11 protein-coding genes are annotated in these 10,397 nt (G+C 47.0%); 8 read left to right on the forward strand and 3 right to left on the reverse strand.

The features are described 5' to 3' along the window. Positions 1 to 401 precede the first annotated feature (401 nt). From POREN0001_RS07345 to POREN0001_RS07360, 4 genes are read left to right on the forward strand one after another with little or no spacing between them, the layout of a single operon-like run. Positions 402 to 968, forward strand: a complete 567-nt coding sequence (locus tag POREN0001_RS07345; protein ID WP_004334435.1) for a hypothetical protein — start codon at positions 402 to 404, stop codon at positions 966 to 968. A 35-nt stretch (positions 969 to 1,003) separates the two neighbouring features. Further along, the gene (locus POREN0001_RS07350; RefSeq protein ID WP_004334431.1) at positions 1,004 to 1,513 is read left to right on the forward strand and encodes an RNA polymerase sigma factor; all 510 of its coding nucleotides are present in this window, start codon (positions 1,004 to 1,006) and stop codon (positions 1,511 to 1,513) included. Between the two features lie 23 nt (positions 1,514 to 1,536). Then, complete coding sequence (locus POREN0001_RS07355) at positions 1,537 to 2,085, forward strand: hypothetical protein (RefSeq protein ID WP_004334540.1); 549 nt, start codon at positions 1,537 to 1,539, stop codon at positions 2,083 to 2,085. 26 nt (positions 2,086 to 2,111) lie between these two features. Further along, on the forward strand, positions 2,112 to 2,636 hold the full coding sequence (locus POREN0001_RS07360) for a DUF4252 domain-containing protein (protein WP_004334434.1): 525 nt from the start codon (positions 2,112 to 2,114) through the stop codon (positions 2,634 to 2,636). 277 nt (positions 2,637 to 2,913) lie between these two features. Here the strand turns inward: POREN0001_RS07360 and POREN0001_RS07365 are convergent, their stop codons facing one another. The 3 genes from POREN0001_RS07365 to POREN0001_RS07375 form a co-directional block, all read right to left on the reverse strand. Beyond that, positions 2,914 to 5,439, reverse strand: a complete 2,526-nt coding sequence (locus POREN0001_RS07365) for an NAD(P)(+) transhydrogenase (Re/Si-specific) subunit beta (protein ID WP_004334438.1) — start codon at positions 5,437 to 5,439, stop codon at positions 2,914 to 2,916. A gap of 3 nt (positions 5,440 to 5,442) precedes the next feature. Next, positions 5,443 to 5,739: an NAD(P) transhydrogenase subunit alpha part 2 gene (locus POREN0001_RS07370; protein ID WP_004334446.1), complete on the reverse strand. Its 297-nt coding sequence runs from the start codon at positions 5,737 to 5,739 to the stop codon at positions 5,443 to 5,445. 143 nt (positions 5,740 to 5,882) lie between these two features. Continuing rightward, on the reverse strand, positions 5,883 to 7,043 hold the full coding sequence (locus POREN0001_RS07375; protein ID WP_004334483.1) for an NAD(P) transhydrogenase subunit alpha: 1,161 nt from the start codon (positions 7,041 to 7,043) through the stop codon (positions 5,883 to 5,885). Positions 7,044 to 7,402: 359 nt separating this feature from the next. On the opposite strand from POREN0001_RS07375, the gene POREN0001_RS07380 reads away from it, so the two are divergent. From POREN0001_RS07380 to POREN0001_RS07395, 4 genes are all read left to right on the forward strand, one after another. Next, entirely contained in the window at positions 7,403 to 8,770 is a 1,368-nt protein-coding gene (locus POREN0001_RS07380; protein WP_004334451.1) for a C10 family peptidase, read from the forward strand. A 12-nt stretch (positions 8,771 to 8,782) separates the two neighbouring features. Continuing rightward, positions 8,783 to 9,019, forward strand: a complete 237-nt coding sequence (locus POREN0001_RS07385) for a hypothetical protein (protein WP_004334497.1) — start codon at positions 8,783 to 8,785, stop codon at positions 9,017 to 9,019. A 100-nt stretch (positions 9,020 to 9,119) separates the two neighbouring features. Further along, the gene (locus tag POREN0001_RS07390; protein WP_004334477.1) at positions 9,120 to 9,479 is read left to right on the forward strand and encodes a hypothetical protein; all 360 of its coding nucleotides are present in this window, start codon (positions 9,120 to 9,122) and stop codon (positions 9,477 to 9,479) included. A gap of 12 nt (positions 9,480 to 9,491) precedes the next feature. Further along, positions 9,492 to 10,202 carry a hypothetical protein gene (locus POREN0001_RS07395; protein WP_004334546.1) on the forward strand — a complete coding sequence of 237 codons (711 nt, stop codon included), beginning with the start codon at positions 9,492 to 9,494 and terminating at the stop codon, positions 10,200 to 10,202. Positions 10,203 to 10,397: the final 195 nt, after the last annotated feature.

Here is a 10,397-nt window from a genome sequence, read left to right on the forward strand (position 1 = left end):
AATAACAGGAAGTCAACAATATCGATTAATTCTTTCATGAAATCCACATCTTTCGACACATATAGAAACCTATATCAGGAGCGATGGGGATACGAAGTAGAGAGAGTGGAATCTAGTCAAGAATGGACAGAGGAGGATCCTTCGCCCAAGAAGTTTTCTTTTTCTACCTGAAAAGTCTCTCCCATTCTAGCTGAAAAATTGGGAAATCCTGCCCTAGAAATTTTCAAATCTAGGGCAAAAGCGAAAAATATTTCACCCTCAGATGCAACAAATCCTATCTCAGTTCGTCTTATGGATAGAGGGCTCTAAGCGAGAGCCCAAACAGAGAAGAAGGAGGAACGAAAAAGCGCAATGCGTAGTGCCCCCTCTCTCAAAGGACTCACATGACAAAGAAATAAAAGATGATTCGACACCTTCTGGTTTCCCTCTTGGGGTTTGCCGGTTGCCTAAGTGCAATGGCTCAGTCTACCACTACTTCTATTGCGAATCTATTCGAGCAATGTGCTCGCATAGAGGGAGTGGAGTGTAGCTATTTTGGAGCTGAAGCCTTGGCTCAGCTGTTTAGTAGTTCAGCCCCCGTGATAGATGGGGACTTCCTAGACGCTTTGGCAACATCAAGTTTCAAGAGTGATAGCAGTACTTTACCTCTTACTCTCAAAGAAGCGGAAGAGCAAAGTCTTTTCATACTCTCTATACCTCGTTCGCTAGCACTCACCCAAGAAGAACAGAAGGTTGTCGCATCTCTTTTCTCTCCCCTCCAGTTTGAGGATTGTGAATTGATCACTCTTGCCAGTGAGGGTAGTGACAAAGTACGTATCTTTGGCATACAAAATCCTCAGGCTCCTACCTTTACAGGCATGTATATCCTGTACACAAACGAAAAGCGGCAACAAGTGATCCGCCTACTAGGTCACTTTAGACTTAATAGTTCTATTCATTTAGCCCCTGCTCAAACGGAGAATAAATAGCCCAATAGGCACCATCCCTTCTACTCTCTATCTGTATGAATAAGGCTACATTCAACCAAACTTACCTCCCCCTCAGGCAGGTGATATTTATGGTATGTGTGGCTCTCCTTACAGATCAAGAGGTTGCCAACGATATCACACAAGATGTTTACCTCCGCCTATGGGAGCAGAGAGATGAGCTAGACAACGTGCAATCACCACAAGCCTATGCCGTACGTATTGCACGCAACCGATGCCTAGACCACCTCAAGAGTGCCGGAGAGAGACTGCGCACGAGTGGCAAAGAGGCAGAGACGGCTCTGGCTCTACAGATAGACAATAGCGCCGATCCCCATAGTACGCTTGTGGCAAAGAGCGGAGAAGAACGCCTTGCACATTGGGTAGAGCAACTACGCGAACCCCAAAAAAGTATATTCTCACTAAGGCACTACGAGATGCTATCCAACCAAGAAACAGCAGAGCGCCTCGGCCTGCAAGAGACGACAGTACGAAGCACCCTATCTCGCCTTCGTAAAGAAGTGCGAGCCCTGTTTGAAAAAGATTGATCACCCCTAGAGCGATAAAAAGAATGACTACTCCACGCCACCTTGAGGAGCTACTCCGGAAGTACTACGATGGCTCAACCTCTCCCGAAGAGGAGGTGTCCCTCTATATCTCTCTGCTCGAAGAGCCCGAAGACAGCCCCTATCGCCCAGACTTAATCGCCATGGAGCATATGATGATGGCTGCCGCCCAGCTCTCTTTGGCAGAACAGAAGGAGCAAGCAACTCAAGAAGTGAAGGTACAAAAGCGTTGGCGCATTATCCCGAAACATATTTGGACTGCCGCTGCTGCCTTGGCTCTCCTTATCGCTATCGGCACCTCTATCTGGCAACCCTCCACCGAACCCAACGGCTCTTGGCGTAACACTCGCCCCATAGATCAAGAGGAAGTGGATCGCGAGATGGCGCGCGCCTTTGGGTTACTCGACGATTGCCTCTCAGCCGGCAACGAACATTATACCAAAGCCCACTCTACCCTAGAAGAAGTATCCAACTTCTTAGATGCCTCTTACCAACAATTAGAGCCAATGAGCTCCTCCACACCCTTTGCCACACCCTTTGATATCGCCTATTAGTCTCTCTAGATATACCCTTCTACGATATGAAACTCCTACCCATCGTCACCGCCCTATTTGCACTACTACCTCTTACCTTTCGCCCTGTGCAGGCGCAAAACAACACTACACTGGAGCGTCTAATGTCTACTGATGGCATCACGGTAGTTTACCTATCCTCCTCCATGCTTTCGGAGTCTTCCCTTCGTTTTTCGGGAGGAAACGGACACTCAGCCTCTCTGCACGGATTGATACAAGCGGTGAACTCCGTATACATCTTCTCGGCAGCAGACCGTAAAAACATCCAGCTCATGCGCTCCATCTTTACCCCTATGATCAAGATGGATTCACCCACCTACGAGCAACTTTTCTTTGTAAAAGAGGATCAAAGAACCATGCACCTTGTGGGCAGGAAAAAGGGTAACGAAATACACGACCTCTACCTCCTAGTAGACTCTCCGGAGGAGTACGTAGCGATTTCGTTCATCGGCAAATTCACTCGTAAACAAATAGAGGAAGCGGTACAATCTCCGGAGCAACCCTCTCGCAAGGGTCCCCTTCGCAATCGGTAAGATCACGCCTCTACCTCATAATAAGAGAGACTAAAACAACATTACCTTTTCATATTCTTCTATTAAACTCGGGGCTTCCAGAAATGCGGGAGCACGTTAGGAAGCCCCAACCCATTTCCCTCTAAAGACAACTAATTTGAATCTGTTTTATATAGAGCACCTCGCGCGAAACATCATCTTCTCGCGAGGTGCTCACTTTTTGTAGGGAGAGAGGGAAAAGAAAAATCCCCACTAGAAGGATCTAGTGGGGATGAAAAGATTTTAGGGAAAGTCTCTCCTAGAGAGCAAGAAGCTTTTGGAGAGACTCTTTGGCGTCTCCCGTAAGCAGAGCTACTCCCTCCTCACGTGTATAGAGGGGATTTTCCACCCCGGCATACCCCGGTTTGAGGTCGTAGTTGCAGATAATCACATGAGGCGCTTGATCCACATTCAAGACAGGCATGCCGTAGATGGGCGTGCCTTCGGCGTTACGAGCAGCAGGATTCAAAACGTCGTTAGCCCCAATCACAATCACCAAATCGGTAGAAGCGAAATCATTATTGATAGCCTCCATCTCAAAAAGATCTTCGTAAGGCACATTCGCCTCGGCGAGGAGCACATTCATATGCCCCGGCATACGACCGGCCACAGGGTGGATAGCAAAGCGAACCTCTGCCCCTTGCTTTGCAAGTTTATCGGCGAGTTGCTTCACTTCGTGCTGGGCTTGAGCGAGTGCCATACCATAACCGGGTACGATAATCACCTTACGCGCCTCCTTCATCCACTGAGTGTAGGATGGGGTACTAGGGCAGGATTTCTTTGCCCCCTCCCCCTCGGGAGTAACGATCTGATCCATCTCTTCCATGAGACGAGCAAGACTCTCTTTGGCATCCCCCGTAAGGAGAGCTACGCCCTCTTCTCTCGTGTAGAGCGGATTCTCTACGCCGGCATAACCCGGTTTGAGGTCGTAGTTGCAAATAACCACGTAGGGAGCTTGGTCTACATTCAGTACCGGCATGCCGTAGATGGGCGTACCCTCGGCATTGCGGGCTGCGGGGTTCAAGACGTCGTTTGCCCCAATTACGATAGCGGCATCTACCTTGGCAAAATCGTCGTTGATAGCTTCCATCTCAAAGAGATCTTCATAGGGAACATTCGCCTCGGCAAGGAGTACGTTCATATGCCCCGGCATACGGCCCGCCACGGGGTGAATAGCAAAGCGAACCTCTGCACCCTTCGAACGAAGTTTATCAGCAAGCTGCTTTACCTCATGCTGGGCTTGAGCCAGTGCCATACCATATCCGGGTACGATGATTACTCGCTTGGCTGTGGAGAGGATAGCCCCTACCGTGGGCTTATCATTAGCTTCGGTTTTAGGAGCTGCTGCGCCATTACCTGCCAATGCTTTTTGGTAATCAGTAAGAAGAGCTGAGACGGTTTCTTTAGCATCTCCCGTAAGGAGTGCCACGCCCTCTTCTCTCGTGTAAAGCGGATTCTCCACGCCGGCATAACCCGGTTTGAGGTCGTAGTTGCAGATAACCACGTAGGGAGCTTGGTCTACATTCAGCACAGGCATGCCGTAGATGGGTGTACCCTCAGCATTGCGAGCTGCGGGATTCAATACGTCGTTAGCCCCGATTACGATAGCGGCATCTACCTTGGCAAAGTCGTCGTTGATAGCCTCCATCTCAAAGAGATCGTCGTAGGGAACATTCGCCTCGGCAAGGAGTACGTTCATATGCCCCGGCATACGACCGGCCACGGGGTGGATGGCAAAGCGAACCTCTGCGCCCCCCTTGCGGAGAGCATCGGCAAGTTGCTTTACCTCGTGTTGAGCCTGAGCCAGCGCCATACCATAGCCCGGTACGATGATTACTCGCTTGGCTGTGGAAAGTACCTCACCGGGGGTTTTCTTCACTTCAATTTTGGGAGCAGCAGCCGGTGAAGCCGTTGCCACAGATGAGGGCGCAGGCGTAGCTACCTTTTTCTTTGTACCAAGTAGGATGGAGAGAAGGCTACGATTCATGGCTCGGCACATAATCTGTGTCAGCAACAATCCAGATGCCCCTACAATACCACCCACTGCAACGAGCAGGACATCCCCAATAGCCATACCGGCGATAGCTCCGGCTACACCACTCAAAGAGTTGAGTAGCGAGATGGTGATAGGCATGTCGGCTCCACCCACACGGATAGAGAAGTAAAGCCCAAACAGAGAGGAGAAGATAGCCACCCCGGCAATCAACCAGAATACGGGCATCCCCTCGTATTGAGAAAAGGTACCAATAAGAATCAGTATCGCCATTACCACAAGCGAGAGTACAGTCGCCATCGAATGGAAAGCCCAAACCTGCGGCTTTTGTGGAAGAAGGCGATGCAATTTACCGGCAGCAACAAGACTACCAACGAGGGTAATAAGCCCTATGCCAATAGCAAGATAGCCGGTAAAATTGCTAAATGCAGTAGCTGCCAGGCGTTCGCCAATGCCTGCTACGGAGAGAATCCCCACAAGCGCAGATGCTCCTCCCCCTAGTCCGTTGAGCAAAGCAACCAACTGGGGCATCTGTATCATTTTTACGCGCGTGGCAAATAGCCCACCAATCAAAGCCCCAATAGCGAGAGAGGGATAGAGAGTCCAAGCCGTAATGATAGGAGTACCATTATTTTCCTTTGTAAGTAGAGTAAAAACAATACCGGCAAGGATGGCCAGAGCACTAAGAGAATTACCCAAAGAGGCATAACGCACCTTACTCATAAGGGCAATACCCACCATCACAAGCAGTGAAAGAAGGGCACTAATTACGTATATAAGCGTCTGGTCCATAGTTTATTTCTTCTTTTTTTGTTGGAACATACGCAGCATGCGGTGAGTCACACCAAAACCACCTACTACGTTAATCGTTGCAAGGATAATGGCCAAAGCCCCTAGCACCTGCCCCCATAGCGGATCACGCACGAGCAGAGCAAGACCTGCAGCAGCCAGTGCCCCAATAATCGTAACTCCCGAGAGGGCATTCATCCCCGACATGAGGGGCGTATGCAAAAGGCTCGGGACATTTTTGATAAGAAAGTACCCGATAATCGTGGCCGCCACGAAGATCAGTACCAAAATAAGAGGATTCATAATATGTGATTGAGTCTAATGTATAGATAGAGAATAGTTACCAATCGGAGTAGCGAATGCAAATAAGGGGAAGGCTTATCCTTGTAATAAACCTTCCCCTCTGTAGGGGCAATGCCCAATTATTTCTTTCGGGGAGATCTCAATTACTTCATCCCCATTGCTTCGCGTGTACCCTCATGTACAATTTCGCCATCGCGAGTAACAAGGATCTTTTGGCAGATTTCGTCGCTCATATCGAGGTTCATCTTACCATCCTTTACGAGGTACTTCACTAGGTTGTACATGTTCTGAGAGAACATCCATGTAGAGCTCTTGGGGAGCATACCGGGGATGTTCTTAATACCCTCAAGTACTACACCATGCTTTACTTCGCGGCGACCGGCGGGGGTGATTTCGCAGTTACCACCTTGGTCGATAGAGATGTCTACGATAACGGATCCGGGCTTCATCCCCTTCACCATCTCCTCTGTAATGATTACCGGAGCAATCTTACCGGGAACAAGAGCACTACAGAAAACGATATCCATATCTTGGATGGTAGACTTCAAGAGTTCGCGCTCCTTAACCAGGACGTCTTCGGGGAGGTGCTTAGCGTACCCTCCCTCGGCAATAGCAAGCTCTGGGGCAACACCCGTATCCACAAGCTTAGCACCAAGGCTAGTAGCTTGCTCTGCAGCAGCAGGGCGGATATCGGCAGCATAGAGAACAGCTCCCAAACGCTTAGCCGTAGCAAGAGCCTGAAGACCGGCTACCCCTACCCCGATTACCATCACCTTCATGGGGTCGATCTTACCCACCGCGGTGAACATCTGAGGCATGAAGCTGGCGAGGTCGTTGGCTGCCATAAGGATACCTTTGTAACCTGCACAGGTACTCATTGAGGTAAGAGCATCGAGATTTTGTGCGCGAGAGATACGGGGCACGCCATCAAGAGTTAAGCCAATAACACCCTGAGCAGCCATCTTGCGAACCATGTCGTGATTTACCGGAGAGGCAGGGTGAATAAAGGTGATGATATACTGCCCCTTGTGCATCATATCAATCTCATGAGCCCCCAATTGCTCATTGAAAAGAGGCTCTTTTACCTTAATAATGATGTCGCTACGGTCGTAAATCTCCTTAGGACCATCAATAAGTTCGGCTCCTGCCTTTTTGTACTCTTCGTCGTGATAGAAAGCACCTTCGCCGGCACCTTTTTCAAAAAGCACGGTAAAACCATCTGCTACATACTTGGCAACGGCTTCGGGGCTGGCAGCTACGCGAGCCTCATCGTGCATAATCTCTCTGGGAACACCAATGATCATGATTATTTGTTTTTTAGAATGAAGTTAGTGATCGTTTTCCTAACGCAGCTTCCATCGAGCCCTACCCCCAACCGACATCCCCACTAAAACGAGGAAATGTCAATAAGTAAAGTACCCAATACTGCGCAGGAGCAAAGATACTATTTATTCCTATATAGGTGGTGCAAATATCCATAATATTTTAGCTATATACTCTCAAGAAGGCACTAATTAAAGGAGCTTCCTCGGCTATGGATACTGCCTAAGCCCCTTTTTCTCCACAGCAATCGGCTCTGCTCAAAGGTGGTAACTAGAGAAGTTGTTTGTATTTTAGAATTATCATACCTTTGTGCTAGATTATAAAATAAAAACAACACAGAATGAAAGCAAAAATTACTATCCTCTCTTGGAGTATTGCGGCATTAGGAGCTGTTGTACTCACTAGCTGCAACTCCCAGCCTAAAGGAGATCTTTCTCCTCAAACTCATAATTCACCAACCCTCGTAGAGCAACAAATTGCCAATTTGTACCAATCTATCTTCAATGAACTTCCTCAGGGAGGACTTCGTGCCGCCTCCAATGAGAAAGTAGGTAATGGAGAAACTTATATTACCAATTTCGCCAAAGGAGGATTTATGCTTTACAATGTGGATTCATTGGGTGAAGTGATACTGCTTGGCATCTCAGAGGGAGGATCTCTTTCCACTCAGGACACTATCCATCAACCGATGCTTCGGAATATCCTAAATCAAGCAGCAATACTCGGGGAAGAAGTAGCTCCGAAGATACACAAAGATCTAGAAGAAAGCAATCATGGGGATCCCTCAAGGTCTCCCCTTCCATGGATTCGAGAATATTTTGGGTTCCCTAGATACACTTTAGACACAGAAAATTTTGAGAGCAAAAAGCCCATGAAACCCTCAACCCTAGAGTTTGGACAATATGCTCCATTTTTCAACTACCTACCTAAGAACAAAGAGACCGAACACGACTTGTTGGGGTGCGCCAATACAGCTCTTGCCGCCTTCTTTTCATTCTATAAACTTCCCAAAGCAATAGTATGCAACAACAAGACCACAAAAATGGACTGGGAAAACCTGTGGGACTCAAATAGAGAGGTTTACAACCTTAAAAAGGCAACAGGAAAAAAATTCTATTGGAAAAGCGTCTTGGAAGACGATCCCGTTTTATCAGACCAGATAGCTCTCATGTGCATGTACATCTATTACAAAACTGGGCATATTTGGTCAGGCAGCTCTGGCACTGCAGTAGAAAACTGGAGAGTAAAACGTTTTTTGAAAAAACACAATTTCAATCCGGATGTAGTTGATTACGATGAAAAGACCCTTTTGGCTTATCTCCAAAAATATAAGCGACCTGTACTAGCTTATGGAGAAGGGGATAACACATTCGATTCTTGGCACTACTGGGTTTTTGATGGATATATGGAGAATCGGTGCGATCTCATTTCTGTACGGCAAGATTACGAGGGAGGCCCTTGGGTAAAAGACAAGGTTATCAAGAAGAATGTAATCTCTCGTTTCTACCATTGCAATTGGGGATGGAGTGGTGATAACAATGGATACTTTCGCAGCCATTTACTGAGACCATTTTACCGCTATGGTATCGTTTCTCCAACTACAGAACTAAGAACCGATCTACCGGACAGTGAAGAGAATTATGCTCGCCATGGCAAACTGTTTCTAACCTATCCTAAGGAACTGGCAGAGTATTGGACTATAAAATAGAGCAGTAAAAATATGAATAGATATAAGAACACACTGGCATTGGGGAGTGTATTGCTCCTCTTTCTCCTAGGGATTTTGGGCTGCTTCGAGAAACCCAAGTACTACCCCCACTATCTCACGGGCTTTGTGGAGCCGGATACATTTCAGCTCGTGGATATAAGACTTGAAAGTCCTTGGTACCAAACGACAGTCTGTACGATTATCCTGTCCAACAAAAATCAAAAAAAAGGTCTCACACTTTGGCTATGACGGAAGTGACCCAAAAATTAAAAGTTTTCTCACTCTCATCGGGGATACTCATTACCCTAGCAGGGGTAGGGAGGGGCGTCTTGGAAATCGCAAAACAGGTGTGATAACGTCCCCTAAAAGTATTGCTGTCACGTGCGACCACGACTATAACGAAACACTCAAAGCCGGGATGCCACTGAATGAAGTGGCTTTTATTTCATTCAGCGATTATCTAGGATTCATACAAAGTGGCTACAAAAATGACAATTATAGAGCCCAGATAAACCTTGGCAAGCAGGAAAACCTCAAGCGGCTATTGGCGTCAAAGCCTCTATGGAGACTCCAGTTGAATACGATTCCCAAAGCGTGGAATGCCGAGACCGTCCGCTTTACAGTCACCATGGTACTCCCCACGGATAAGGGAGACAAATCTGTTACCAACAGCATTGATGTGAAGTTCCCTATTCAGCCTATGCAATAAAAAACTTTGGTTATGAAAAAATACAAGAACACACTGACATTAGGGAGTGTATTGCTCCTCTTTCTCCTAGGAATTTCGGGCTGCTTTGAGAAACCCAAGTACTACCCCCACTTTCTCACAGCGTTTGTAGAACCCAATGATTTTCGTCTAGAGGCTATAGACTCTGATACAAAAGGAAGAGCAATACACCCTTTGCTACATGAGGAAAAGTTTGTAGAAATCTGCAAGATAGAAATGCAAGGCAGTAGAGTAGAATACAACAGTTATGATAGGCAAAACTCTAAAATTGTACACTTTCTATCCTCTATAGGCGATACATGCTACTTTAAGCACACACAAAAAGGCGGGCGTATCATAAGTAGGCACGTAGGTATCATAAGTGTCCCAAAAGAGATAAAGGTAACGTGTAATACAGCCTACGACAAAGATCATGAGAAAGGGGCTTCCCTTAATGATGTTGCAGCTCTATCATTCTTAGATAATCTGAGCTATATCAAACGTGGATATGACGATAGTTTTAAATTCTTAGCCATGCTAAAAATGACAGATCCAATGGATCTGAATCGGCTTTTAGCGTCTCATCCTTGGTGGATATTGTACATAAAAGAACCCCCTACAGCATGGATGGACAAGACGATAACTTTCACTGTCTCCATGACGCTATCCAATGGCAATACTATATCTAGGCAAGTGGATATAAAGTTTCCTCTTCACAGCAAGTAATTTTGCCTACACTTTCTAAAGAGGAGAGAAGCCTATCTCTAGCAAAGAGGGCTTCTCTCTTTTTATCTTTCTCTCTATTCTACTGGGGAGAGCAAGTAAGAGGGAGATAAAAGAGGTCGTACACACAGCCCCATAAAGGTAAATAGGTAGTCTATACCAAGACCTAGATAAACGCAAAAACATCTGACTTAGGAT

It is taken from the genome of Porphyromonas endodontalis ATCC 35406 (genome assembly GCF_000174815.1).
Taxonomy (GTDB): Bacteria; Bacteroidota; Bacteroidia; order Bacteroidales; family Porphyromonadaceae; genus Porphyromonas; species Porphyromonas endodontalis.

What these genes read in the sequence shown, in the direction of transcription:
- POREN0001_RS07345 (WP_004334435.1), top strand. Translation starts at nt 402, where the DNA reads ATGATTCGACACCTTCTGGTTTCCCTCTTGGGGTTTGCCGGTTGCCTA.
- POREN0001_RS07350 (WP_004334431.1), top strand. Translation starts at nt 1,004, where the DNA reads ATGAATAAGGCTACATTCAACCAAACTTACCTCCCCCTCAGGCAGGTG.
- POREN0001_RS07355 (WP_004334540.1), top strand. Translation starts at nt 1,537, where the DNA reads ATGACTACTCCACGCCACCTTGAGGAGCTACTCCGGAAGTACTACGAT.
- POREN0001_RS07360 (WP_004334434.1), top strand. Translation starts at nt 2,112, where the DNA reads ATGAAACTCCTACCCATCGTCACCGCCCTATTTGCACTACTACCTCTT.
- POREN0001_RS07365 (WP_004334438.1), bottom strand. Translation starts at nt 5,439, where the DNA reads ATGGACCAGACGCTTATATACGTAATTAGTGCCCTTCTTTCACTGCTT.
- POREN0001_RS07370 (WP_004334446.1), bottom strand. Translation starts at nt 5,739, where the DNA reads ATGAATCCTCTTATTTTGGTACTGATCTTCGTGGCGGCCACGATTATC.
- POREN0001_RS07375 (WP_004334483.1), bottom strand. Translation starts at nt 7,043, where the DNA reads ATGATCATTGGTGTTCCCAGAGAGATTATGCACGATGAGGCTCGCGTA.
- POREN0001_RS07380 (WP_004334451.1), top strand. Translation starts at nt 7,403, where the DNA reads ATGAAAGCAAAAATTACTATCCTCTCTTGGAGTATTGCGGCATTAGGA.
- POREN0001_RS07385 (WP_004334497.1), top strand. Translation starts at nt 8,783, where the DNA reads ATGAATAGATATAAGAACACACTGGCATTGGGGAGTGTATTGCTCCTC.
- POREN0001_RS07395 (WP_004334546.1), top strand. Translation starts at nt 9,492, where the DNA reads ATGAAAAAATACAAGAACACACTGACATTAGGGAGTGTATTGCTCCTC.